The organism is Brachybacterium subflavum (assembly GCF_009299795.1).
In the GTDB taxonomy this organism is placed as follows: Bacteria; Actinomycetota; Actinomycetes; order Actinomycetales; family Dermabacteraceae; genus Brachybacterium; species Brachybacterium subflavum.
The window spans coordinates 1-23972 of sequence record NZ_VIGP01000011.1; the positions used below are offsets into that span (position 1 = coordinate 1).

Here is a 23972-nt window from a genome sequence, read left to right on the forward strand (position 1 = left end):
GTGAAGGCGATCTGGAACATCGTGAACTGGGCGGATGTCCAGGCGCGGTTCGAGAACGCGCGCAGCACGAAGGGCCTGGTCAACCCCAGCGCCTGAGGTGCCACGACCCACCTGATCCGCTGACCCCTGCGCAGCGCTGCTGCGGGTCCGCGTGCGATCGGCCGACGGCCGGCCCTCGGTGCGAGGGGCCGGCCGTCTCGTCATTCCTCGTCCAGAGCCCGCAGATACCGGCGCGTGACGCGCTCCTGGACGATCCGCGCGAGCGGGGCTCCGGCCCTGACCAGAGGAGAGCCGGGCCGCGAGTATCCGGAGATCCTCAGCCGCAGCGCGCCGTCGGCCACTCGGAGGACCTCGAAGCGCTCGATCCCCGACTCCGGATGCCCGGGGAGCGTGCCGTAGGTGAGGCCGCGGCGGTCGGGCTCCTCGAAGACCTCGAGGACGCGGCACGGTGCACGGACGCCGAGCGGTCCGAGGTCGAGCCGTCCGACGCCGAGGTGCAGCTCGATGACTTCGCCGGGGTGCACGGTGTCCTCCCGATCATGGTCGGGATCCACGGCGACCTCCAGGCCTGCGCGCGTGTGCATCCGCCACCCGAGCAGGTCCTCGGCGGCCCCATCCAGGTCGCGCCGGACCAGCGGCGCAGAGCGCTCGATGCCGCGGAAGCCCGGTGGGACGACGCCCGGTGATGCGGCATCCCACGGCGCCGTGACCTCGGCATCCCGCAGCCGCGACGCCCGGCGGGGCGCCAGCGGGACCACTCCGCGTGTGCGGGCGCGCCGGCTCATGCAGCGGGGTCGTCCGGGGACGGCGCGTCCGGGAACGGGTAGTCGATGAACGCGAAGGCCGAACCGTCCGGCGCCCAGCTGGGGACGTTGATCGTGCCCTGGCCGCCGTCGAGGGCGACGAGCGTGGTCGGCCTCGTCCAGTCGTCGACGCCGACCAAGCGCAGCTCGACGGGACGATCCGCGGGGTGCCCGGTCGTGCCGGGCGGGAAGCTCAGGTAGACGGCGACGTCGCCGGTGGGGGCGATGTGCGGGAACCAGTTCACGCGCTCGTCGAAGGTCAGCTGCTCGATGCCGGTGCCGTCGGGCCGCACCCGGGCGAGCTGGGCATGGCCCGGCGTCGTCGAGAACTGCTCGGTGTTCAGCAGGATCCAGGAGCCGTCGGGCGTCCATTCGCAGCCGTCGGCGGGACCGGGGTCGGTGGTGACTCGGCGGTCGTCCGAGCCGTCGGTGCGCACGGTGTGGATCAGGGCCCGGGACCAGGCGTCCTCGCCGCTGAGCTCGATGCGGACGTAGCCGAGCAGAGCCCCGTCGGGGCTCACGCCGTGCAGGAAGTGCCAGACGCCGTCCTCGCTGGTGACGCGGCGGATCGGGGAGCCGTCGAAGGGGACGTGCCAGATGTGGTGGTCGCTCGCGGAGGCGAAGACTCCGGTGCCGTCCGGGGCGAGCACGTGGTCGTTGTTCACGGGCGGCAGGCCCGGCGCGTCGACCCGCTGAGGGTCCTGCGAGCCGCCGGACGGGAGGGTCCACAGCGCGCCCTCGGCGTTCACGAGCAGCTGCCCGTCGGCCCGCCAGTTCGGGGCCTCGAAGAGGCGCTCGGCAGAGACGTGGACCGTCCGGATCTCGCCGCTGCCACGCTCCCACACGCGGATCCGGGAGACCTGACCCGCGGCGAGCGTGCGCCACGGGACGTTCGACGGGGCGGGCGACGGCACGGTCGACGAGGTGGGTGGCGTGCTCATCTTCGGGCTCCTTCGCGACGGCGGGCGACGGCCTCCTCGTACCTCGCGGCACCCGATGGGGCGGCGACGGCGGGAACAGGACCGTGGTGCTCAGGCTATCCGCGCGCGGACGGCATGTCCCGGGCCGTCCGCCCCATCGCACCGTCGTCGTTCCCCCGCCGCGCCGCCTCGACCAGCAGGCGATGGAAGCGGTCCTCGCCGGTGACCTCCGGGTGGAAGGCCAGGCCGATGCGGTCGCCCTGGCGCACCCCGACCACGCGGCCGTCGGGCAGGGACGCGAGCACCTCGACTCTTTCGCCGAACTCCTCGACGAGCGGTGCGCGGATGAAGGCGCTGCGCACGGGCGGCCCATCGATCGCGGGCGTGACCAGGGCGGTCTCGAAGGAGTCGGTCTGGGTGCCGAAGGCGTTGCGGCGCACCAGCACGTCGAGGCCGCCGAGCGTCTCCTGGCCCGGCGCGGCATCGAGGATCCGATCGGCCAGCAGGATGAGCCCCGCGCAGGTGCCGAGCACCGGGAGGCTGTCGCGCACGCGCTCCCGCAACGGGTCGCGCAGGCCCGTGAGGCGGGAGAGGCGGTCGATGACGCTGGACTCGCCGCCCGGCAGCACGAGCGCGTCCAAGCGCTCGAGATCCGTCGGCCGGCGCACGCGCACCACGTGGGCGCCGAGTCCCCGCAGCATGGCCTCGTGCTCGCGCACGTCGCCCTGCAGGGCGAGGACCCCGACGCGCACGTCGGGCAGTCGGATCTTCCCAGGCGCCCCGTCGGCCGCCCTGTCCGCCGCCTCGGAGCTCACCAGCCGCGCTCGGCCAGACGGTGCGGCGCGGGGAGGTCGGCGACGCTGATGCCCACCATCGCCTTGCCGAGCCCGCGCGAGACGTCCGCGACCACCGCGGGGTCGTCGTGGAAGGTGGTCGCCTGCACGATCGCGGCGGCGCGCTTCGCGGGGTCGCCGGAGGTGAAGATGCCGGAGCCGACGAAGACGCCGTCGGCCCCGAGCTGCATCATCATCGCGGCGTCGGCCGGCGTGGCGATCCCGCCGGCGGTGAAGAGGACGACGGGCAGCGTCCCGGTCGCCGCGACCTCCGCGACCAGCGGGTACGGGGCCTGCAGCTCCTTCGCGGCGACGTAGAGCTCCTCCTCGGGCAGGGAGGCGATGCGGCGGATCTCGGCGCGGATGGTGCGGATGTGGCGGGTGGCCTCGGAGACGTCGCCGGTGCCGGCCTCGCCCTTGGAGCGGATCATCGCGGCGCCCTCGGCGATGCGCCGCAGGGCCTCGCCGAGGTTCGTCGCCCCGCACACGAACGGCACGGTGAAGGAGTGCTTCTCGATGTGGTGGGCGTGGTCGGCGGGGGAGAGGACCTCGGACTCGTCCACGTAGTCCACGCCCAGCTCCTGCAGGATCTGCGCCTCGACGAAGTGGCCGATCCGGGCCTTCGCCACCACGGGGATCGTCACGGCCTGCTGGATCTGCTCGATGAGCTGCGGGTCGCTCATGCGGGCGACGCCTCCCTGCGCGCGGATGTCCGCGGGTACGCGCTCGAGCGCCATCACCGCGACGGCGCCGGCGTCCTGCGCGATGCGGGCCTGCTCGGCGTCGACGACGTCCATGATCACGCCGCCCTTGAGCATCTCGGCGAGTCCGCGCTTGACGCGGACGGTGCCCGCGGCGGGCCCCTGCGCGGCGTCATCGCTGGTGGCAGTCGTGGTGGATGCGGGTGCGCTCATGGCGTCTCCTCGGGGTGCACGGGTGCGAGCGTGGATGGGTGAAGCGGGGGTGTGCGGTGGCGGTTCCCGGCGGCGCGTGACGGTGCGCGGGCCGCCAGAACTATGACCTAGGCCAAAACGTAGCACGGCCCGGGCCGTGCCTCGAGGGTCGTTCGGCCGACGGTCCTCCCCTAGACTGCCGAGCGTGGACGACGGCGAGCAGCAGACGGTGAACGCGCAGGACAGCGCCGCCCTCGCCGCATCGACCGCTGCATCGACCGCCGGCATCACCGGATCCACCGCCCTCGAGATCGCGGACAGCGTGCGCGGACTCGTCGAGCGCGGCGTGCTGGGCGCCGGCGACCCGCTCCCGCCCGTCCGCACCCTGGCCGAGCAGGTGGGGGTCAACCGCAACACCGCCGTCGCCGCCTATCGTCGGCTCTCCCGCGCGGGCATCGTGGTCGCCCAGGGCCGCGCCGGCACCCGCATCGCGGGGCGCGCCCACATCCCCCAGGAGGGCGCCGCACCGGCGGGCCCGCTGCGCGACGTGGCGAGCGGCAACCCCGCCCCGCGCTTCATCCCCGATCCCTCCCGGGCGCTGCGCGCCGTCACCGGAGGGCCGGTGCTGTACGGCGAACCCGTGGTCGACGCCGGTCTCGAGACATGGGCGCGCCAGTGGATGGAACCGGACGTCCCCTCGACCCGGCACATCACCGTCACCGGCGGCGCCGTCGATGCGATCGAGCGTCTCCTCGCCCAGGTCCTCGAGCGCGACGACGCCGTGGGCCTCGAGGACCCCTGCTTCCTCGCGAGCATCCAGACCGTGCGCCTGGGCGGCTACCGGCCCGTGGGCATCCCCGTCGACGACGAGGGCATGACCGTCGACGGCCTGACTGCCGCGCTCGAGGCGGGTGTCCGTGCGATCGTCTGCACCCCGCGCGCCCAGAACCCCACCGGGGCCTCGCTCAGCGCGCGCCGCGCCGAGCAGCTGCGCACGGTGCTGGCCGACCACCCGTTCGTGCTGGTCATCGAGGACGACTACTACTCGATGCTCGCCCGCGGCCCGTTCCGCTCGATCGTCGGTCCCGGGCACGAGCGCTGGGCCCTGGTCCGTTCGGTCTCGAAGTTCCTGGGACCCGATCTGTGCCTCGCGCTGGTCGCCTCCGACGAGCGCACCGCCTCCCGCCTCGCCCTGCGCCTGAGCCCCGGCACCACCTGGGTCAGCCACCTCCTGCAGCGCATCGCGCACGCCCTCCTCTCCGACGAGGACTCCCGCGCCCTCATCGACCGCGCCGCCGCCCACTACGCCGAGCGCAGTGCCCGGATGCGCGGGATGCTGCGAGCTCGCGACCTCGAGGTCGCGGAGCAGGACGGGATGAGCCTCTGGGTGGGGTGCGGGGTCGATGCCCGAGCGGTCTCCGAGCGCCTGATGCGCCGCGGATGGCTCGTGCGCACCGGCGCCGAGTTCGACCTCGGGGCCGACGACGGGCCGACGGCCCCGCGCGCCGGAGCGCCGGCCGACCAGCACCTGCGCATCACCGTGCACGACCTCGACGACGAGGAGGCGCAGGCGTTCGCCGGGGACCTGAGCGCCTCCGTGGACGAGGTGCGCGAGCGGGCCTGACCTGGCCTTTCGTTCGCGAGGGGTCAGGTGCGGGGCTCGTCCTCGGTCCGTGCGGCCTCGGCGATCGTGGCCTCGCGCAGCAGTTGCAGACGGGCCTCGCGATCGGCCTCGTGGCGTGAGCGGGCGATCGCGCGCGCTGCCGCCGCATCCCGGTCACTGATGGCCCGCAGCATCTCGGTGCGGGAGGCCAGGGAGTCCTCCCAGCGTCCCTGCACCTCGAGCAGCGCGCTCGCTCCGGGTGCCAGGTGGACCGCCAGGACCTCCAGGAGCTCGCTGAGCACCGGGTTCTGCGCGGCGGTCCACAGCGCCCGATGGGCGGCGAGGTCGCGGCGGGCGAGCTCGGCGGGGTCGTAGTCCTCGAGTGCGCGGTCGCGGTCCAGGAGCGCCTCGAGTCGCAGCACGTCCTGCACCGTGCGGTGCACGGCGGCGTCCCCTGCGACCTGCTCCTCGAGCGGGATGCGCGCGTCGTGCGCTTGCAGGAGCACCTGGGGGTCCACCCCGCGCACGGCCAGCCCGCGCGCCGCGCGCACGGCCAGCCCCGCCTGCTCGAGCCGCGACAGAGCGTCGCGCACAGGTGTGCGCGAGACCTCGAAACGGCTGGCCAGAGCCGTTTCACGCAGGGGTGTGCCGGGGGCGAGGTCACCCTCGAGGATCTCGCTGCGCAGCGTCGTGAACACGCTCTCGCGGTCGTTCCTGGCGGCCATGTCGGTGCCTCTCGGGGGTCGTTGGGAGGGGGTATGTGCGGATGGGATTCAGTCGTGACGCACGGATGCAAGGATTGTATCCCAAGTATGTGCAAACACGCCAGAAGAATTGCAGGCGATACATCAAGATACGAATGCGCGCAGGACGGAACGACAGGATACATAGAACATGAGCCCTCGGATGAGCAGTGGATGGATCTCGTGCAGCACCCGATCCGAACCCGCTCGACGCACGCCCCGGCCTCGTACGATGAGCCCACGTCACAGCAGGCGGGAGTCCGGTGGGCGAACTCCTCCGCCTCGAGAGGAGCACGCGATGGGCCTGGTCACGACGCTGCATGTGGAACTTCCGGGATGGCTCGTCGACCGTCTCGAGGAGCTGCCGGCCGTGCTCCCCACGCTCGAGGAGCGGATGGACGTGGCCGATGAGCTGGCCGATCTCACCTGGCGCTCGGGCGACGGAGGCCCGTTCGCCGCACTCGTGGTCGAGGAGGACGGGACCGTGCTGTCCATGGGCGTGAACCTCGTGCCCCGCACCGGGCTCAGCGCTCTGCACGCCGAGGTCACCGCGCTCTCCCTCGCCCAGCAGCGGAGGGGCGGCTGGGACCTCGGTGCGGGCGGCGCGCGTCGCCAACTCGTCGTCAATGCCCGCCCCTGCGTGCAGTGCTTCGGCGCCGTGCTGTGGAGCGGCGTGCGCTCACTGGTGATCGGAGCCGACGGTCCCGAGGTCGAGGAGGCGACGGGATTCGACGAGGGCCCGATGGTCGCCGACTGGATGGAGCAGCTCTCCGCTCGCGGCATCGACGTGACCACAGGCGTACGCCATGCGCAGGCGCTTCAGGTCCTGCGCGACTTCGGCGCCTCGGACTCCCTCGTCTACAACCCTCGCGGGGAGTGAGAAGGATGCGTCAGCGCAGCTGACGCCGTCGACTCTGACGCTGGTCTCCCGCCTCGTGGCTCGCCTGCTCCGAACGCTTCGTCGCGCTGTGACGCACGCGTCCTTGCCAGCGGGGGGAGGAGGCGGGCACACTATAGATGAATATTCAACAACAAACGTCGACCCTCGGGAGGGCGGCCGCGAGGCCGAAGCCGACGACGAAGGAGAGCCCCATGGCCGCGACCGCGTCCGTGACCGACGAGCTGCATCTGAACCCTGAGACCGGGATGGACGCCGTCACGCTGCGCGTGGGCGATCTCGAGAACATGGCCTCCTACTACTCGAACGCGCTCGCGCTCGAGCCGATGGAGGAGCGCCCCCGCGGCACCGAGGTGCACCGGGTGCTCGGCCGCGGCCAGGTGCCGATGATCCGCCTCATCGGCACGCCCGGCCTGCCCGCCGTCGACCCGCGCGCCGCGGGCCTGTTCCACACCGCGTTCCTCTTCGAGGACCAGGCGTCCCTCGCGGCGACCGTCGCCCGGGCCGCCTCCGATCCGCGCAGCCAGTACGTGGGCTCGGCCGACCACCTGGTCTCCGAGGCCTTCTACTTCACCGATCCCGAGGGCAACGGGATCGAGCTCTACATCGACCGTCCGCGCGACCAGTGGACGTGGCTGGGCGGCGAGGTGCAGATGGACTCGCTGTACCTGGAGCCCAACGCCTACCTCACCGCGCACCTGGACCAGGACGTCGTCGCCGCCGGCCCCTCGCGGGCGGGCAAGGTCGGGCACGTGCACCTGCAGGTCGGGGATGTGCCCACCGCTCGGCGCTTCTACATCGACGCCCTCGGCTTCGAGACCACCGTCGGCAACCACCCCGGCGCCCTCTTCGCCTCCGCCGGCGGCTACCACCACCACGTGGCGATGAACGTGTGGAACAGCGCCGGCGCGGGACCGCGCGCCGCGACCCTGGGGCTCGGCGACGTCGCGATCACCGTTCCCGGCCGCGAGGATCTCGACGCGCTCGTGGCGCGCCTGCGCCGCGCGGGCATCCAGTACGCCGACGAGTCCCACCGCGTCGTCGTCCACGACCCGTGGGGCACGCAGGTCAGCCTCGCCGTGCCCGGAACCAGCGCCGAGGAGCTCCTCCGCCGCTGAGCTGCTCCACTCGTGAGCGGAGGACCGACGGGCGCCGTCCTCGGGCCCGTCGGCCTCCGGTGGTCCGTCGCCCGGTGGCGGAGCGTCGCCCGCTGGCGCCCCGTCGGCGTCGGCCCGCTCAGACGCGTGTCACCAGGGAAGGATCCCGTAGCCGCCGTCGCCGTCGCCCTCGGTGGTCCACACATGCCCCCAGAGCACGCCGCTCGGGCCGTCCTCGGGGAGGGTCGCGAGGTGGACGCTGGGCTCCGCGCCCTGCTCGACGGGCCGGATCCCGCGATGCTGGGTGAAGTCGGTGTCCGTGAAGCCCGGGTTCGCGGCGTTGACCTTGATCGGGGTGTCCCGCAGCTCCTTGGCGTACTGGACGGTCATCATGTTCACCGCAGCCTTCGAGCTCGGGTACTGGATCGAGGCGGGCGTGCCGCTCACCGGTGAACCCGGGTTCACGGTCGCGTCCATCGAGCCGATCTCGCTGGACACATTCACGATGCGGGCCGCGGGCGCCCTGCGCAGCAGCGGCAGGAACGCATTGGTCACGCGCACCACCCCGAACACGTTGATCTCATAGACCGAGCGCATGTCCTGGATCGAGGTAACGCTCGGCGCCGCCCGTTGCCCGCCCACGCTGGGGACGCCCGCATTGTTGACCAGGGCATCCAGATGATCGAAGCGGGCGGAGACCCACTGCTCGGCCGCGCGCACGGAGTTCTCGTCGGTGACGTCGAGGCGGACGGCGCGGGCGTCGATGCCCTCGCCGCGCAGCGACTCCTCGGCGCTGCGGCCGCGCTCCTCATCGCGCGCGCCCAGCAGCACGGTGAAGCCCAGTCGCCCCAGCTGACGGGCGGTCTCGAAGCCGATGCCCTTGTTGGCGCCCGTGATGAGGGCGATCCGGGCGGGGGACGGTCCGGAAGAGGCCGAGGTGGGGGCAGGGTCAGGGTCAGAGGCCGGGGTAGGGGCAGGGGCGGGAGCGGAGGTCTGGTCGGTCATGCCCGCGAGGCTACGCCGACGCGGGGAGCGCGGACGGTCAGGGTGGCGATCATCGGCTGCCCCAGCGCTTGCGGCCATCACCGGAGGCCTCAGGGGAAGCGGGGGTCCTCGTCCTGGCCGCGGAGGGAGCCGAGCTGCGTGATCGGCACGCCCTCGAGCTCCGCGCGGACCGCCACGTCGTCGAAGTCCAGGAGCTTCGTGGCCAGGTCCTGCGCGTCGCCGTCGCCCACGAGGTGGTGCAGGCGATCGGCGTCCCAGCCGTCGGGCTCGTCTCCGGCCTGCACGCTGCGCAGGGCTGCGACCAGCTCGGCGAATCCATAGATCCCGCCGGAGTCCTCGGGCGGGCAAGCGCCCTCGCCGCCCAGCAGCTCGGCGTGCTCCGCGGAGCCCTCGGCAGTGCGGGCGACGGCGACGCGATGCTCCCAGTCGTCGCCCATGTCGTAGAGATACGTGAGGACTGTGCCCTCGCCGAGCGCCTCCTCGAGGGTGGCGCCGCGCTCCTCGGCCTCCTCGAACTCGGGCTCGATGAGCCAGCGCGTGCTGGCCGTCCAGTAGCTCTCGCCGCGGCCGAAGCCGTGCAGGTGCATGTCCTCCCAGCCCATCGCGATCTGCAGCACGTGGTGCAGATCGGTGAGCAGCACGTCGGAGGGCACGCGCACCTCGCGCCAGACGGCGGGCTCGCAGTCGACGAGGGTCACGCGGAGATCGAGGAGCGTCATGGTGCCAGGGTAGGCGCCGCGGCAGGGTGCCTCCTCGGCCCGGGCAGGGCGTCTCCTCGGGGCCCTCGGGGCCGGGCAACAGCTTCAGCGGCTCCGCGGCACGTCGTCGGCCCGCGGCTCGGAGGAGCGACGGGCCGACGGGGTGGGGAAGCGGGTGCGGCTCAGGCCGGCGCGGAGGGTTCGCCCGCGCCGCGGCGCCCATCTATGCTCAGTGGCCTCCGGCGGTAAAGAGCTCGGGCCCGGGCAGGCCGCGGTCGGAGCGGACCCGTCGGCTGATGCCCTCGATCGCGACGAGTGCGTCCACGACCTGGTCCGGCGTCACCGGGAAGGGCATCGCATGGATGGTCTCGCCCTCGACGGTCGCGGCCTCGGCGACGGCCTCGATCTCGTCGCGGTCCTCGGGGCTCAGCCCGATCTCGGTGAGCGTGTTGGGCAGTCCGACCTGCGTGGTGAAGACGATGAAGTCCTCGATCTCCGCCGTCGGGGCGCCCTCGAGGATCAGCTGGGCGAGCGAGCCGATGTTGACCTTCTGACCGTGGGTGAGGCCGTGGGTCTGCGGGGCGGCGGTGAGGCCGTTGTGGATGGCGTGCGCCGCGGCGAGGCCGCCGGACTCGAAACCCAGGCCCGAGAGCAGCGTGTTCGCCTCGACCACCGCCTCCAGGGCGGGGGTGACGACCTGCGCGCGGACCGCGTCGAGCGCCGGAAGGGCGTTCTCCCACAGGATGTCCCAGCTCAGCTGCGCGAGCGCGGTGCCGGCGCGGGTGGGGCGGCCTCCGGCCATCGCGTCGGCCGTGCCGCGGCGCGTCGCACGGGCCTCGAGCCATGTGGCCAGGGCGTCCCCGATGCCGGCGGCGAGGAAGCGCGCGGGGGCGTGCGCGACGACCTCGGTGTCGATGAGCACCAGGTCCGGGTTGCGCGGGAAGAAGCGGTACTCGACGAACTCGCCGTCGGTCGTGTAGATGACGGCGAGCGAGGACGTCGGCGCGTCGGAGGAGGCCGCCGTGGGCACGCTCGCCCAGCGGATCCTCGCGAGGTGGCCGGAGGCCTTGGCGGCGTCGATCGTCGAGCCGCCGCCGAGGCCCACGATGACGTCGTGCCCGCCCGCGGAGATCACGTCGACCAGCGAGTCCACGGCCTCCGGGGTCGCGAACCGCTCGAAGCCCACGCGCGTGGCGGGCAGATCGGCCGCGGCGAGGGCATCGGTGACCTGCTGGGAGAACAGGCCCCACACGGTGTCGTCGGCGACGATCAGCGGATTGCGGCCGAGGGCGGCGAGGTGGGTGCCGAGCTCGTCGAGCGCGCCCTTGCCCTGGACGTAGCGGTTGGGGCTGGCGAGCACGGTGAGGGAGGGGGAGGTGGTCGAGGTCATGGCGCGGCGCTCCTTCGGGCCGACGGGCGGGCCCGACGCTCCGGGCCCCTTGCACCCGCGAGTCTTCGCTCGGGACGGCGGGGCGGGCAACGGGGGTTCTCGTCGGCCGAGAAGACGCCGCCGCCTGGATCGCCGGTGCGGGGCCCGGCCGACGGTGGGGCCCGGCCGACGGTGGGGCGCGGACGTCGGCGGAGCGCTGCGGCTCAGGCGCGGGCGCGCCGCACCCGCCACCGGTCCCACGCCCAGCAGAGCACCGCGAGCACGCACATGATCACCAGGATCAGCCCGCCCACGGTGAGGGCGCTCGCGTAGCCCACGGTCGGGATGTCGATGAAGGGGTACGGGTACCAGCCGGTCGCGGCGCCGTGTACGAGCGTCCAGGCCAGATACGCGAGCGGGAAGATCAGGCTCGCGAGCAGCGTGCGGGCGTGCACGAAGCCGCGCGGGCCGATCACCAGCCACACGATCGGTGCGATCACGGGCACGACGATGTGCTGCACGGAGTCCAGGAGCGTCGGCACCCCGGGCGCGATCACGCAGCCCGGCCGCAGCAGGAACCAGTTCACGACCCCCGTGATCACGATGCCGGTGACGCCGTTCAGGGTGAGCACGCGCAGGAGCGCGCCGGGGCGTCGGCCGACCGTGAGGGACACCGCGACGAGGGCGACGAACAGGTTCGTGAGGATCGTGAAGTAGGAGAGATAGCGGACGACGTTCGTGGCGAGCCCGGGACCGTCGGCCGTCGAGAGCGCGGTGCCCACGGTCTGCACGAACGAGCCGCACATCCCGAACACGGCGCACACCGCGACGATCCCCCAGAGGATCCGCGGGGCGGCGCCGAGCACGTCCCCGCCCCGGGCCTCGACGCTCGGACCGGCCGGGGAGGCGGAGGATGCGGGCAGGGTCGGCGGGGGAGAGGACGCGGCGCTGGGCATGATCGCATTCTGCCCCGGAAAGCGCTCGCGATGCCCGCGGCGACCCGGTAGGTTCAGGTCAGGGCGAGCGTGCGCGACATCCTGGGCCTGGACGCCCTCGCCCTGCTCAAGAGCCGCTCCTACCTCGTGTTCTTCCTGGCCTCGGTGCTCATCTGCATCCCCCTCGCCTTCTACTACACGTTCACGAACCTCTACCTCAACGAGATCGGGGTCAGCGGGGCGGCCGCCGTGCAGTCCCTCGGCCAGGTCTCCGAGGCCGTGTTCCTGCTGATCATGCCGCTGATGCTCAAGAAGCTCGGCATCAAGTGGACGCTGCTGATCGGCATGGTCGCCTGGGCGCTGCGCTACGCGATGTTCGCCTTCGGCGACGCCGGTGGCCTGTTGTGGCTCGTGGTCCTGGGGCTCCTGCTGCACGGCGTCTGCTACGACTTCTTCTTCGTCGCCGGGCAGATCTACACCGACCGCTTCGCCCCGTCCCACGTGCGCAGCGCCGCCCAGGGCCTCATCTCGCTCGCGACCTACGGGGTGGGCCTGCTCATCGGCTCGCTGATCTCCGGCCCGATCGTCGACGCCTTCGCGGGGGCCGACGGGGCCCACGCCTGGAAGGCCGTCTGGCTGATCCCGGCCGCGCTCGCCGTGGCCGTCGCCGTGTTCTTCGCGGCCCTGTTCCGCGAGGGGGAGACCGCGGAGTCCGCGGGCGCGGTGGTCGGTGAGGGGGCCGACGGACGATGACCAGGATTTATGACGTTTTCGTGCACGGAACGTCATAGAACCTGGTCATCGGCGGCTCGGCGGCCGGCGTCCGGCGGGCGCCTCAGGCCCGACGGACCTCAGCCCCGGCCCCGTCGGGCCCCTCAGCCCCGCGTGCGCCGGGTGCGGGAAAAGCCGATCCCCACCAGCACCGCGATGAGCACGGAGCCGATCGCGAGCGCGGCCCCGCCCACGAGTACCGCGCCGGTCACGCCCACGGCGGCGCCCAGCAGGGCCAGCGTGATCCCGTTGCCGGTGCGCAGGCCGCTGCCGATCATGTTGTAGACCCCCACGACCCGCCCGCGCTGCTCGACCGGGGCGCGCAGCTGCACCACGGCCTGGCCGATCGTCATCGCCGCCATGTTGGCGACGCCGCCGATCACCAGGGCGATCACGGCGATCGCGTAGTGCGAGGTGGTCGCGACCACGACCGTGGTCAGCCCGAACAGGAGGGTCGCGACGACGGCCGCGCGGGTGTCGGGCCGCACGATGCCCGTGGCCTCGAGCAGGAACCCGCCGAGCACGCCGCCCGCGCCGTTGGCGAACAGCAGCACCCCGTAGCCGAGCCCCGCCGAGCCCGCCCCCAGGGCGTCGGCGAAGGAGGGCATCGAGACCTGCAGAGAGGAGCCGACGCACACCGCGACCAGGCCCGCGAGCACGATCATCGCGATCAGCACCACGTCCCCGCGCACCGTGCGCAGCACGGAGAACGAGTCCAGGATGCTCAGGCGCTCGCGCCGTACGAAGCCGCTGCGCGTGTGCCCCGTGAACGGCGTGCGCAGCATCAGCAGGGTCATCGGCAGGTAGAACAGGACGTTCGCGAAGATCCCCCACGTCGGCCCGAGCACGAGCATCAGCACCGAGCCGACCACCGGCCCGGCGAGCACGCCCAGGCTGCGGAACGTCGCGTTCAGGCGCACGGCCCCGGGCAGGTCCTCGGGCTCGGCGAAGTCGTGCAGGAGCAGCTGCTCGGCGGGCGCCCACAGCGCGCCCGCGCAGCTGTGCAGGACCAGCAGCACGCAGGCGTGCCACATCTCGAGCGCGCCGGTGAGGAAGAGGACGCCCCAGGCCAGGGACACGAAGGCGAACAGGCCCTGGGCGATCTGGATGATGCGCCGGCAGTCGAAGCGCTCGGCGAGCCCGCCGAACCACACCGAGAGCAGCAGGAACGGCAGCCAGTGGCTGATCACCTCGAAGCCCACGAGACCGGGGGAGTGGAACTCCTTCCACAGCACCCAGTACGTGATGACGTGCTCGATGTTGTCGCCCATCATCGACAGGCCCGCGGCGAACAGGTACGGGCGCGAGGTGCCGTCGCGCAGGGCCGCGAAGCGTCGGGGCGCGGTGGTGGTCGTGCGGATCAGCTCCTGGATCGAGTCCTTCCGAGGGTCGTCCGTCGGCCGACCGCCGATCACCCTAGACCGGACCGAGCGTGCTGGTCACGCGCGGATCACAGGGTGACCCCGGTCCCCGGCGGCACGGCGTGCGCGCCATCGGCCCGAGATCCCGTCGCCCGCCTCCCGCTTCCCGCACGCCCGCGGGCGGGGCCGACCCGCGCGCCCCGGACACCCCCGTGCGGCGCCCCCGTCCCAGTTCCCGCGCGCCCACTTGACGCGTCATGACCTGCGGGTCTTAGGTGGGCCTGCTGATACCGACACGGGACGACCCGATCCTGCACGACGACGTGGAAGAGGGGCAGAGATGGACGCTTCGCGCTTGCGAGAGCTCTCGGACATGGCCACCATCAGGCTGCAGAACAAACCGGGCACCGGGTCCTCGACCCGCGGCGGATGGATGATGATCTCGACGATCCTCATCGAGGCCTGGGACCTGTACGCGATCTCGTTCCTGCTGATCTTCATCAAGAACGAGTACGACCCCTCGGCGATCCAGCTGGGGCTCGCGACGTCGGCCGTCCAGGGCGGCGCGCTCGTGGGTGCGCTGATCGGCGGCTACGTGGCCGACCGCCTGGGCCGCAAGAAGGTCTTCCTGCTGACGATGGCCCTGTTCATCGTGCTGGCCGTCGCCCAGGGCTTCTCCCAGAACATCTGGGACCTCATCATCATCCGCTTCCTTATCGGCATCCCGCTGGGCAGCGACATCTCCAACGGCTACGCCTACATCATGGAGTCGATGCCCAAGGGCAAGCGCGAGCAGATGGGCAGCCGCTGGCAGTTCATGTTCGGCCTGGGCGAGGTCGCCGCGATCGTCATCGTGACGATCATGTACGCGAGCGGCATGCCCCACGAGATCCTCTGGCGCGTGGGCCTCGCCCTCGGCGCGATCCCCGCGATCATCCTGCTGATCTCCCGCGTGAACCTGCCGGAGACCCCGCTCTCCCTCGTCCAGCGCGGACGCTTCCGCCAGGCCAAGGAGTCCTCCGAGAAGCTGTTCGGCGACCCGTTGGAGATGCTGCCCGACGAGGACGTCGAGCTGCCCCGCGTGAAGGTCAGCGACTTCCTCAAGGTCATGTGGGCCGACCCGACCAAGAAGCGCGCCACGATCTTCGGCTGGATCTCCAACGCCATGCAGGGCGCCGAGTTCACGGCCTTCGGCTTCTATCTGCCGGTGATCCTCGTGGTCGCGGGCGTGGGCGTGAGCACCAGCGGCGACGGCACCGAGAGCTACATCGGCACCAACCTCATCACCGCGCTCATCTACTGCGTGGCGACGGTCTCCGGCTTCACCGCCCCGATCGTGCTGCCGAAGCTCGGCCACCGCGGTCTCGCCATGGCCGGTTACGGGATGGCGTTCATCGGCCTGGTCGCGGGCGCCTTCGCCCTCGGGGCCGACATCAAACCGCTGATCGTGATCGCCGCGCTCGTGCTCATGTGGGGCCACTACTGGGATGCCTCGAACGGCATGACGATCGTGTCGATGGTCGCCCCGCCCCGCTTCAAGGGCACGGCCTCCGGCTTCGGCTACGTGTTCGTGAAGGCCGCGTCGTTCTTCGGCGCGTTCGTCTTCCCGGTCATGACGGACGCCTGGGGGCCCGTCGGCGCGACCCTCGCCGTCTCCGTGCTCTCGCTGATCGGCTTCCTCTCCGCGAAGTTCATCCTCCCCGAGGTCTACGGCTACGTGGAGTCCGAGACGGCGCACCTGCAGGAGGCGGCGCTGAAGGGCGAGCCCGAGGCATAGGCGCAGACGACCACGACCACGACGACGACCACGACCACGCTCACGACGAGAGGACATCATGCCCGTCCCCGCGTACCCCGCCTCAGACTTCCCCGAGCGGCCGACGGCGATCGTCACCGGCGCCGCCTCCGAGCGAGGCATCGGCCGCGCGACCGCGCACCGCCTCGCCCGCGACGGCTGGGCCGTGGCCGTGCTCGACCTCGACGGCGCCGCGAGCGAGGCCGTCGCCGCCCAGATCGCCGAGGACACCGGCATGCCCGCGCTCGGGCTCGGCGTCGACATCGCCGACGAGCAGGCCGTCATCGACGCCGTGGCCCGCATCGACGCGGAGCTGCCGCAGCTCGTGGGCGTCGTCAACAACGCCGGCATCTCCTCGCCGACCCCGTTCACCGAGGTCGGCACGCAGGAGTGGAAGCGCGTGTTCGACGTCAACGTGCACGGCACCTACTTCGTCACTCGCGAGGCGGTGAAGGTGCTGCGCCGCCACAGCCTGGGGCGGATCGTGAACGTCTCGAGCGCCTCGGCCGAGCGCGGCGGCGGCGTCTACGGACGCGCCGCCTACTCCGGATCGAAGGCAGCGCTGCTGGGCATGGCCCGCACCTGGGCGCGCGAGCTCGGCGAGTACGGGATCACCGCGAACTGCGTGGCCCCCGGATCCATCGACACCGACATCATGGGCGGGCGCCTGAGCGACGAACGCAAGACGTTCCTGCTCCAGGAGCTGCCCGTGGGGCGCGTGGGGACCGTCGAAGATGTCGCCGGCGGCATCGCCTACCTGCTGGGACGCGACGGCGGCTACCTCACCGGCGTCACCCTCGACATCAACGGGGGCTCCCACATCGCGTGAGGGCGCGGGCCGACGGGCGGTGCGGGCGGCGGTCCGGCCGGTTCGGATCGGCCGACGGGCAGGGCGCGCGGGCGCGGATCTGCCCGGCGGCGCTGCCGGGCCCCGCCGTCAGTCCGCGTAGACCTCGGGGTTCACCACATGGGGCGGGCGCTCGCCGCGGACGGCCGCGACCATGGCCGCGGCGATGCGGGACTTCAGCTCGGCCTCCGACTCCTCGCTGTACCAGGAGGCGTGCGGCGTGAGCACGAGGTTCTCCTCCTCCAGCAGCGGTGAGCCGGCGGGGATCGGCTCGGTCTCGAACACGTCGAGCGCCGCGGAGCGCGGCCGGCCCGTGGGCAGCGCGGCGAGCAGCGCCTCGGTGTCCACGACGCCGCCGCGGCAGGTGTTCACGAGCATCGCGCCGGACTTCATGCGCTCGAGGGCGTCGGCGCCGATCAGATGGTGGGTCGCGTCGGTCAGCGGGACGTGCAGGGAGAGGACGTCGGCCCGCTCGAGGAGGTCCTCGAAGGCGAGCACCGGCGTCCCGTCGGCCGAGGTGCTTCCGACCTCGAGCATCGGATCCGAGCCGACGACGGCGAAGCCGAGGGCCCGTGCCTTGGTCGCGGTCGCCCGGCCGATGCGGCCCAGGCCCACGACGCCGAAGGTCTGCTCGCACACGCGGTGCAGGGGCTTGATCGTCTCGAGTCCGTAGCGGCCCGCGCGCACCTGCCGGTCGAGCTGCGCGGTCCCGCGCACCAGGGTCATGGCCAGGGCGATCGCATGGTCCGAGACGTCCTCGATCGAGTAGTCGGGGACGTTGCACACGGGCACGCCGCGGGCGGTCGCCGCCTCGAGGTCCACGGTGTCCACACCCACGCCGTAGCGGCCGACGGCCCTCAGACCCGGCAGCGCGTCGAGCACGCGAGCTGTGATGGGCGCGTACTGCACGAGGATCGCGTCGGCACCCTGGGCGGCGGCGATGACCTCGTCCTCGATGGTGGCCTGGGCCTTCACGAGCTCGATGCCGGCGGCATCGGCCGCCCGCTGCTCCTCGGCGAAGGCCTCGTGATCGCAGTCGACGATGGTGATGCGGGGTGCGGGCGTGGGTGCGGGCGCGGGAGCGGGTGTGGGCGCGGGCGCGGGTGTGGGTGCGGCTGTGGGCGCGGGTTCAGAGGCAGATGCGGCCACGATGCTCCTCCTCGAGCGGGCGGTCATGGGTGCGGGGCGGGCTGCTCCGAGACTATGGGCGGGCGCGATCCACGCGCATCGCGCGTTCGCTCACCGGCACGGATTGCCGGCACCCCGCTCCGCGGCGGCATGCGGGCGGATCGGTCCATGTGCACGAATGGTCAGGTTCCGTGCCTGAACATCGCGTTCCTGGCACGGAACCTGACCATTCGCGGACCCGCTGTGATCGCGGGGCCCGCGGTCGGCGCGCGGACCCGCTGCCATCGCGGGGCCCGCGGTCGTCGCGGGCCGACGCGCATCGCGGGCCCGGCCGTCAGTTCTCCTCGAGCGACCCGTCGTAGGCGCAGATCGCGTCGACCTTCGCGGCGGACGACGAGTTCGGGTCGAACTCGAGGTCCAGCCACACGTCGACCAGGGCCTTCGCGGACTCCAGGCCGATCACGCGCTCGCCCATGCAGAGGACCTGCGCGTTGTTCGACAGGATCGAGCGCTGCACCGAGTAGAGGTCGTGCGCGGTCACCGCGCGGATGCCCTTGACCTTGTTCGCTGCGATCGCGACCCCGAGGCCGGTGCCGCAGATCAGCAGCGCACGGTCGGCCTCGCCGGCCGCGACCTTCTCCGCCGCGTCGACCGCGACATTGGGGTAGTAGGTGCCGTCCTCACGGCCGGTGACGCCCACGTCGGTCACGNATTGGGGTAGTAGGTGCCGTCCTCACGGCCGGTGACGCCCACGTCGGTCACGGACGCGACCCGCTCGTCGGCCTCGAGAAGAGCCTTCAGCTCCTCCTTGTACCCGTATCCGGCGTTGTCCCCGCCGACGACGATCCTCAGTGCCATGGTGCTGCTCCTCGTGGTGGTGCGTGGTGCGTGGTGCGTGGTGCGTAGTGCTGGTGCGTGGTGCGCGATGTGCGCTGGTGGTGCGTGCTGGTGACACGGGTGGTCGGACCCCGGCCCCGGCCCCGGCCCCGCCCCGGCCCGACTCAGGCCGCGGCGCCCTGCTCCTGGCGGTGGTCGAGCTGCATCTGGGCGTAGACGGCGGCGACGCGGGTGGCCTCGATCATCGACTCGCCCTGGGCGATGCCCTTGCCGGCGATGTCGAAGGCGGTGCCGTGGTCCACGGAGCTGCGCATGAAGGGCAGGCCCAGGGTGATGGTCACGGCGTTCTGGAAGTCGTAGGTCTTGCAGGCGATGTGGCCCTGGTCGTGGTACATCGACAGGATCGCGTCGTGGTGGCCGTCGAGGTTGAAGGCGAAGATCGCATCGGCCGACTGCGGACCCACGGCGTTGATGCCCTGGGCCTGGGCGTCCTCCACGCCGGGCCCGATGTGCTCGATCTCCTCGGTGCCGAACATGCCGCCCTCGCCCACGTGCGGGTTCAGCGCGGCGACACCGATCGAGGGGTTCTCCATGCCCAGGGCACGCAGCTCGCCGTCGATGTCCTGGAGGTACTGCAGCACGCGCTCGCGCGTGATCTGGTCGCAGGCCTGGCGCAGGGAGACGTGGCGGGTCAGGAAGAACACGCGCAGCTTGTGGCAGTTGAACATGGTCAGCGCGTACTTCGAGTCGGTGAGCGCCTGGTAGATCTCGGTGTGGCCGATGTGCGGGACCTCGGCCTCCTGCAGGGCGGCCTTGTTGATCGGGGCGGTGGAGACCGCGTCGATCCTCCCGGCCAGGCCCAGCTCGATGGACTTCTCGAGGTAGGAGTAGGCGCGCAGGGCCGCGGCCTTCTGGACCTTCCCGAACTCGATCTCGGCGTCGTTCTCGACGTCGGTCTGCAGCAGGTCGATCGTGCCCAGCTCGAAGCGCGCCTCCGAGGGGTCGGAGATCATGTGGAACTGCGCGTCGACGCCCTGGATCTTCGCGGCCAGCTCGAGGCTGTCGCGGTGGCCGATGACGAACGGGTCGCAGATCTCAAAGATCTCGGGCGACTGCATGGTCTTCAGGACGATCTCGGGGCCGATGCCGGCGGGGTCGCCCAGGGTGATGGCCATCGTGGGCTTGCGGGGCGCGGAGGCGGCGGTCGCGGAGGCGGCGGAGGCGTCCGCGGGCTGCGCGGTGGTGGCCGAAGTGGTCATGAGGAGAGGGTCCTTTCGTCGAACAGGCGGTTCACCGACTGGAGGGCGGTGACCTCGGTGCCGGTCAGTCCGCCCTTGCAGACCACCGGAAGATGTGCGTACGGGCCGCCCACGATCCCGGCCTGGTCGACCTGGGGGATCACGTAGTCGACCATGGCGAGGCCGTCGGCCTCGAGGGCCTGGCAGGTGGCGACCATGACGTCGCCGCCGGTGAGATAGGCGCCGGCGAGGCGCTCGCGCCCGATCTCGTCGAGCACCAGGCGGGCCAGCCGCCCGAACCGGTGCGTGAGCAGGGAGGAGATGCGGGGCCCGGTGAGCCCGCTGGCGGCCTCGAGATCTGCCTTCGGTGTGCGCCCGCCGCTGATCACGGTGTCCAGGGCGAGCAGGGCGACGCGCACGGTCTCGGGCCCGTCGAGCACGGCGCGCAGCTTTCCGCGCACCCGCGCGGCCTCGACCTCGAAGGAGGTCTCGTCGCCGATCAGGCGCAGCACGTCGGCCGTGAGCACGTGCGTGCCGGGCTCGGCCGCGAGCCGGGTCATCTGCTCGTGCGTGCGGGCCGACGCGCTCCCGGCGACCACGGCGATGGTGCCGTGCTCGGACTCGGCCGACGCGTCGGTGCGCAGCGAACGCTCGATGCCCTCGGCGCTCGCGAGCAGTCCTCGGTGCGCGGCCAGGCGCACGCTGAAGGGTCCGGGATCCACGGCGACCACGCAGCCGCCGACGGCGACGACCGCGCGGGCGATCTCGTCGACGTGCTCGATCGTGGCCGCGTCCAGCACGATCGCGCGCACGCCGCTCTCGTGCAGGCGCGCGAACCGCGCCCGCAGGGCGGCCTGGCCGGCCAGGACGTCGGCCAGACCCACGTGCGCGACCTCGCGGGAGAACTGCCGGCCCAGCAGCGTGGGCAGGTGGGACTCGGTGACAGGGGTGCGCACGTCGCGGGCGACGTCGGTCTGGGCCAGAGGCACCGAGTCGATGAGCGAGTAGCCGCCGACGACGATCCGGCGGGACTGCGGCATCGCCGGGACGATGATCGCGGTGGGGTCCTCGCCCGCCTCCTCGAGGGCCGACATCATGCCCTCGACCTCGGGGCCGACGCCGCCGCGCAGGGTCGTGTCGATCCGCTTGGACAGCTGCTGCGCGCCGAGGGCGAGCAGCTGCTCGGCCGCGTGGCGGACCCGGCCGAAGGCGACCTCGGGCTCCATCGCGCGGGAGTCGGTGGAGACGATGATCGCGTCCTCGTCACCGGTCACCGCCTCCGCGATCCCGTGGTGGCGGAACAGCACCGTGGGGCGGGACCCCTCGCGGGCGATCAGCGCGCCCACGGTGGTCCCGCCCGTCAGGTCGTCGGCGACGATCCCGATCCGGCTCACGCGATCACCTCATGGGGATCGTCGGAGGCGCGGGACGAGGGGCCCGCCGAGCCGGAGCCGCCGACGGTCGACTCGGGGCCGGTCGAGCCGGAGGCGCCGTCGGCCGATCCCGACGCGTCGCCGCTCGCGGTGATCGCGCCCTGCTCCTTGCGGGGGCGGATCTCGGTGATGCTCAGCAGCAGCACGAAGCCGACCACGAGCACGCCCACGAAGTAGCTGAAGGCGATCGAGTAGCTGCCGGTCGCGTCGAGGAGGGCGCCCACGATGATGGGGGCGAAGAAGCCGCCCAGGTTCCCGCCGGAGTTGATGACGGCGATCGTGAACGGGTAGGTGCGCCCGGTGGTCAGGTTCATCGCGTACGAGGTGAACGAGGACCAGCCGATGTTGAGGAAGAACCCGGTGAGGATCAGTGCCGTGACCAGCAGCGGCGTGTTCTGCGGGATAACGATGACGAGCGCCATCATGATCGCGGTCATGAGCGCCGTGATGAGGGCGGTGGGCTTGCGGCGGCCGCGGAACAGGCGGTCGGAGACGGCGCCGCCCGCGATCGCGCCGATGATGCCCCCGATGAACGGGGTCGAGGCGACGAAGCCCATGCCCACGGCGTCGAAGCCGCGCGCATCGCGCAGGTAGGTGGGCACCCACGTGATCATGCCGTAGAGGACGTTGTTCATGAAGAAGTAGGCGAGCGTGATGCCCCAGACGTTCCAGGACTTCAGCACGGAGCGGGCATCGCCCAGGGGAGCGGAGTCCTTGAGGCGGATGATGCGGTCGATGATCCCCATGTCGCCGAACTCGCGGGCCACGACCGGGACGGCGCCGGCGACGTCGCTGATGTAGTCGGCCTCGGCCTGGTTCACGAGCTTCGCGTCGCTGGGCTTGGAGCGGACCACGAGGAAGAAGACGATCGCCATGATCGCGCCGGGGATCGCGAACCAGTGGAAGACGGCCCGCCAACCGGCGGCCTCCGCGATGAACACCGCGATCACGGGCACCACCAGCGGCGCGACCTGGGTGGAGGCGATGTAGACGCCGGTGGCCAGGCCCTTCTCCTTGGTGGGGAACCAGCGGTTGATCGTCGAGGTCATGCCCACCGGCGTCGGCCCCTCGAGCACGCCCAGCAGCAGGCGCAGCACGATGAGCATGACCGCGGTGGTCGTGAAGCCCATGAGGAAGGTGATCACCGAGAACAGCAGCACCGCGATCGAGACGATCGTGCGCGTGCCCATGCGGCCGATGAGGATGCCGGCGGGGATCTGGGAGATCGCGTAGCCCAGGAAGAAGAAGCTCGAGATCGCGCCCAGCGCGGTGTTCGAGACGTGGAACTCCTGCTGCATGTACGGCAGCACGGTGCCGACGTTCGAGCGGTCCGCCATCGCGACCACGTAGGTCAGGAAGATCGCGCCGAGGACGAGCCAGCGGTACTTGGTGGGGGTGCCGAGGCGGCTGCGCGGTGCGGACATCGCTCACTCCTTCGTGGGTCCGGGCAGGTGAAGCGTGAGCAATCGTCGCATTGAAGGGGTGGATCGAAGCAATGAGAGGGCCGATATCGGGAAAATGTGTCACGCTGGGGTGATGGGCGTGTACCGCGGGACTTTTCCCAGCGCCCACGTCATCGACGCCGTCCCGAGGAGCCGACCATGCTCAGTCCGTCCCAGCGCGACCGTCTGGCCGATGCCGCGGAGCTCTACTGGGGCCGCGATCTGAAGGTCGAGGCCGTGGGTAGGGAGCTCGGCGTCTCGCGGTCGACGGTCTCGAGGATGCTCGCGCAGGCCCGCGCCGAGGGCGTCGTCGAGTTCCTCATCCACCGCGACCCCGATTCGCCCGCGATCCGCCGCCAGGCCCTCGAGGACCGCTTCGGCATCCAGGCCGTCATCGCCGACGTCCCGGCCGACGCGAGCGACGCCGCCCGCCGCCTCGCCGTGGGGCGCGAGGCCGCCGGACTGCTGCTGGGCCTCGTCCAGCCAGACTCCACCCTGGCCGTCACCTGGGGCTCCACCATCGAGGCCGTGTCATCGCAGCTCACCCACCGCCGCGTGCGCGGGCTGCACGTGGTGCAGATGCACGGCTCGGGCAACGTCGCGAGCCTCGGCAAGAACTACGGCACCGTGATCCTGGACCGCTTCGGCGGTGCCTTCGGGGCCGACGTCCACCTGTTCCCCGTGCCCGCGATCTTCGACTCCGCCCAGACCCGGCGCCTCATGTGGCAGGAGGGCAGCATCCGCCGCACCCTCGCCAAGCGCGGGGGTGCGCAGATCCTGCTGACCTCCGTGGGCGTCCCCGACACCGACCACCCCAGCCGGCTCTACGAATCCGGCTTCCTCACCAGCGAGGACGTCGAGGAGCTCGCCCGCGAGAGGACCGTCGGGAACCTCGCCTCGATCTTCTTCCGGGCCGACGGCTCGACCGACGGCATCTCCGTCAACGACCGCTCCACAGGCATGCCCTTCGACGAGGTCCGCCGCATCCCCGTGCGCCTCTTCGTCGCCGCCGAGGCCGGCAAGACCGACGCCCTGCGCGCGGCGCTCAAGGCCGGACTCGTCACGCACCTGGTCGTGGACTCGACGACCGCGCGGGAGCTGGTGGCGGGGGAGTACGGGTGAGCGGGGCGCGCGAGGGCGGCGAGTGGCCGACGGCCGACTCGACCTGTGCTCCCGGCGGTGGTCGATCTGACGAAAGCGTTGGAATGGAGGGCGAATTCCAACGCTTTCGTCAGATCGACGGGCGCGGGCCGGTGGCCGCGCGGGCCCGGGGGCCGCGCGGGCCGGTGGCCGCGCGGGCCCGGCGGCCGCGCGGGCCCGGCG

General features: G+C 72.0%; 21 protein-coding genes and 2 pseudogenes. 8 read left to right on the forward strand and 15 right to left on the reverse strand.

The features are described from left to right. Positions 1–96 (forward strand): annotated as a pseudogene (locus FHG10_RS17505) (Fe-Mn family superoxide dismutase); the annotation flags it as partial. 104 nt (positions 97–200) lie between these two features. On the opposite strand, the gene FHG10_RS17510 reads toward FHG10_RS17505, so the two are convergent. The 4 genes from FHG10_RS17510 to pdxS all read right to left on the reverse strand — a co-directional run bounded on the left by FHG10_RS17510 (position 201) and on the right by pdxS (position 3470). Then, positions 201–785 (reverse strand): DUF1990 family protein, encoded by a 585-nt coding sequence (locus FHG10_RS17510; protein ID WP_152354656.1) that lies wholly within the window; start codon positions 783–785, stop codon positions 201–203. Then, entirely contained in the window at positions 782–1744 is a 963-nt protein-coding gene (locus tag FHG10_RS17515) for a TolB family protein (protein WP_152354657.1), read from the reverse strand. Before FHG10_RS17515 ends, FHG10_RS17510 begins: the two co-directional genes overlap by 4 nt. Positions 1745–1839: 95 nt before the next feature. Further along, entirely contained in the window at positions 1840–2484 is a 645-nt protein-coding gene (gene pdxT, locus FHG10_RS17520) for a pyridoxal 5'-phosphate synthase glutaminase subunit PdxT (protein ID WP_152354675.1), read from the reverse strand. Positions 2485–2534: 50 nt separating this feature from the next. Then, positions 2535–3470: a pyridoxal 5'-phosphate synthase lyase subunit PdxS gene (pdxS, locus tag FHG10_RS17525; RefSeq protein ID WP_152354658.1), complete on the reverse strand. Its 936-nt coding sequence runs from the start codon at positions 3468–3470 to the stop codon at positions 2535–2537. Positions 3471–3678: 208 nt separating this feature from the next. Between pdxS and FHG10_RS17530 the strand changes: the two genes are divergently transcribed. Further along, positions 3679–5073: an aminotransferase class I/II-fold pyridoxal phosphate-dependent enzyme gene (locus FHG10_RS17530; RefSeq protein WP_152354676.1), complete on the forward strand. Its 1395-nt coding sequence runs from the start codon at positions 3679–3681 to the stop codon at positions 5071–5073. A 23-nt stretch (positions 5074–5096) separates the two neighbouring features. Here FHG10_RS17530 and FHG10_RS17535 read toward each other — a convergent pair whose 3' ends face one another. After that, on the reverse strand, positions 5097–5777 hold the full coding sequence (locus FHG10_RS17535) for a GntR family transcriptional regulator (protein ID WP_152354659.1): 681 nt from the start codon (positions 5775–5777) through the stop codon (positions 5097–5099). A 316-nt stretch (positions 5778–6093) separates the two neighbouring features. Here FHG10_RS17535 and FHG10_RS17540 point away from each other — a divergent pair, with 316 nt between their 5' ends. Then, positions 6094–6675, forward strand: coding sequence for a nucleoside deaminase (locus FHG10_RS17540; RefSeq protein ID WP_152354660.1), 582 nt, complete (start codon positions 6094–6096; stop codon positions 6673–6675). Between the two features lie 212 nt (positions 6676–6887). Further along, positions 6888–7811, forward strand: a complete 924-nt coding sequence (locus tag FHG10_RS17545) for a VOC family protein (RefSeq protein ID WP_152354661.1) — start codon at positions 6888–6890, stop codon at positions 7809–7811. 129 nt (positions 7812–7940) lie between these two features. Here the strand turns inward: FHG10_RS17545 and FHG10_RS17550 are convergent, their stop codons facing one another. The 4 genes from FHG10_RS17550 to FHG10_RS17570 all read right to left on the reverse strand — a co-directional run bounded on the left by FHG10_RS17550 (position 7941) and on the right by FHG10_RS17570 (position 11818). Next, a complete protein-coding gene (locus FHG10_RS17550; protein ID WP_152354662.1) occupies positions 7941–8795 on the reverse strand; it encodes an SDR family oxidoreductase in 855 nt (284 codons plus the stop codon). An 89-nt stretch (positions 8796–8884) separates the two neighbouring features. After that, positions 8885–9514 (reverse strand): plasmid pRiA4b ORF-3 family protein, encoded by a 630-nt coding sequence (locus FHG10_RS17560; RefSeq protein ID WP_152354664.1) that lies wholly within the window; start codon positions 9512–9514, stop codon positions 8885–8887. A 208-nt stretch (positions 9515–9722) separates the two neighbouring features. Continuing rightward, entirely contained in the window at positions 9723–10883 is a 1161-nt protein-coding gene (locus FHG10_RS17565) for a glycerol dehydrogenase (RefSeq protein ID WP_152354665.1), read from the reverse strand. 203 nt (positions 10884–11086) lie between these two features. Continuing rightward, entirely contained in the window at positions 11087–11818 is a 732-nt protein-coding gene (locus tag FHG10_RS17570) for a Pr6Pr family membrane protein (RefSeq protein WP_152354666.1), read from the reverse strand. Between the two features lie 69 nt (positions 11819–11887). On the opposite strand from FHG10_RS17570, the gene FHG10_RS17575 reads away from it, so the two are divergent. Then, entirely contained in the window at positions 11888–12550 is a 663-nt protein-coding gene (locus FHG10_RS17575; RefSeq protein WP_152354667.1) for an MFS transporter, read from the forward strand. Between the two features lie 122 nt (positions 12551–12672). Here the strand turns inward: FHG10_RS17575 and FHG10_RS17580 are convergent, their stop codons facing one another. Continuing rightward, the gene (locus tag FHG10_RS17580; protein WP_227488359.1) at positions 12673–13983 is read right to left on the reverse strand and encodes an MFS transporter; all 1311 of its coding nucleotides are present in this window, start codon (positions 13981–13983) and stop codon (positions 12673–12675) included. A 286-nt stretch (positions 13984–14269) separates the two neighbouring features. On the opposite strand from FHG10_RS17580, the gene FHG10_RS17585 reads away from it, so the two are divergent. Both FHG10_RS17585 and FHG10_RS17590 read left to right on the forward strand, forming a co-directional pair. Further along, on the forward strand, positions 14270–15706 hold the full coding sequence (locus FHG10_RS17585; RefSeq protein WP_152354668.1) for an MFS transporter: 1437 nt from the start codon (positions 14270–14272) through the stop codon (positions 15704–15706). A 58-nt stretch (positions 15707–15764) separates the two neighbouring features. Further along, complete coding sequence (locus tag FHG10_RS17590) at positions 15765–16553, forward strand: SDR family NAD(P)-dependent oxidoreductase (RefSeq protein WP_152354669.1); 789 nt, start codon at positions 15765–15767, stop codon at positions 16551–16553. A gap of 108 nt (positions 16554–16661) precedes the next feature. Here FHG10_RS17590 and FHG10_RS17595 read toward each other — a convergent pair whose 3' ends face one another. From FHG10_RS17595 to FHG10_RS17620, 5 genes and pseudogenes are all read right to left on the reverse strand, one after another. Continuing rightward, a complete protein-coding gene (locus FHG10_RS17595; RefSeq protein ID WP_227488360.1) occupies positions 16662–17720 on the reverse strand; it encodes a C-terminal binding protein in 1059 nt (352 codons plus the stop codon). Positions 17721–18033: 313 nt separating this feature from the next. After that, positions 18034–18557, reverse strand: a pseudogene (locus tag FHG10_RS17600) (RpiB/LacA/LacB family sugar-phosphate isomerase). Positions 18558–18700: 143 nt separating this feature from the next. Beyond that, the gene (gene pdxA / locus FHG10_RS17610) at positions 18701–19795 is read right to left on the reverse strand and encodes a 4-hydroxythreonine-4-phosphate dehydrogenase PdxA (protein ID WP_152354671.1); all 1095 of its coding nucleotides are present in this window, start codon (positions 19793–19795) and stop codon (positions 18701–18703) included. Next, entirely contained in the window at positions 19792–21168 is a 1377-nt protein-coding gene (locus FHG10_RS17615; protein WP_152354672.1) for a four-carbon acid sugar kinase family protein, read from the reverse strand. Before FHG10_RS17615 ends, pdxA begins: the two co-directional genes overlap by 4 nt. Continuing rightward, on the reverse strand, positions 21165–22631 hold the full coding sequence (locus FHG10_RS17620; RefSeq protein ID WP_152354673.1) for an MFS transporter: 1467 nt from the start codon (positions 22629–22631) through the stop codon (positions 21165–21167). Before FHG10_RS17620 ends, FHG10_RS17615 begins: the two co-directional genes overlap by 4 nt. 177 nt (positions 22632–22808) lie before the next feature. Here FHG10_RS17620 and FHG10_RS17625 point away from each other — a divergent pair, with 177 nt between their 5' ends. Continuing rightward, a complete protein-coding gene (locus tag FHG10_RS17625; protein ID WP_152354674.1) occupies positions 22809–23771 on the forward strand; it encodes a sugar-binding transcriptional regulator in 963 nt (320 codons plus the stop codon). The last annotated feature ends 201 nt before the right edge of the window (positions 23772–23972 follow it).

Bases quoted from the DNA above. Each gene is read 5' to 3' on its own strand.
- FHG10_RS17510 (WP_152354656.1), bottom strand. From the start codon at position 785: ATGAGCCGGCGCGCCCGCACACGCGGAGTGGTCCCGCTGGCGCCCCGC.
- FHG10_RS17515 (WP_152354657.1), bottom strand. From the start codon at position 1,744: ATGAGCACGCCACCCACCTCGTCGACCGTGCCGTCGCCCGCCCCGTCG.
- pdxS (WP_152354658.1), bottom strand. From the start codon at position 3,470: ATGAGCGCACCCGCATCCACCACGACTGCCACCAGCGATGACGCCGCG.
- FHG10_RS17535 (WP_152354659.1), bottom strand. From the start codon at position 5,777: ATGGCCGCCAGGAACGACCGCGAGAGCGTGTTCACGACGCTGCGCAGC.
- FHG10_RS17540 (WP_152354660.1), top strand. From the start codon at position 6,094: ATGGGCCTGGTCACGACGCTGCATGTGGAACTTCCGGGATGGCTCGTC.
- FHG10_RS17545 (WP_152354661.1), top strand. From the start codon at position 6,888: ATGGCCGCGACCGCGTCCGTGACCGACGAGCTGCATCTGAACCCTGAG.
- FHG10_RS17550 (WP_152354662.1), bottom strand. From the start codon at position 8,795: ATGACCGACCAGACCTCCGCTCCCGCCCCTGCCCCTACCCCGGCCTCT.
- FHG10_RS17560 (WP_152354664.1), bottom strand. From the start codon at position 9,514: ATGACGCTCCTCGATCTCCGCGTGACCCTCGTCGACTGCGAGCCCGCC.
- FHG10_RS17565 (WP_152354665.1), bottom strand. From the start codon at position 10,883: ATGACCTCGACCACCTCCCCCTCCCTCACCGTGCTCGCCAGCCCCAAC.
- FHG10_RS17570 (WP_152354666.1), bottom strand. From the start codon at position 11,818: ATGCCCAGCGCCGCGTCCTCTCCCCCGCCGACCCTGCCCGCATCCTCC.
- FHG10_RS17585 (WP_152354668.1), top strand. From the start codon at position 14,270: ATGGACGCTTCGCGCTTGCGAGAGCTCTCGGACATGGCCACCATCAGG.
- FHG10_RS17590 (WP_152354669.1), top strand. From the start codon at position 15,765: ATGCCCGTCCCCGCGTACCCCGCCTCAGACTTCCCCGAGCGGCCGACG.
- pdxA (WP_152354671.1), bottom strand. From the start codon at position 19,795: ATGACCACTTCGGCCACCACCGCGCAGCCCGCGGACGCCTCCGCCGCC.
- FHG10_RS17620 (WP_152354673.1), bottom strand. From the start codon at position 22,631: ATGTCCGCACCGCGCAGCCGCCTCGGCACCCCCACCAAGTACCGCTGG.
- FHG10_RS17625 (WP_152354674.1), top strand. From the start codon at position 22,809: ATGCTCAGTCCGTCCCAGCGCGACCGTCTGGCCGATGCCGCGGAGCTC.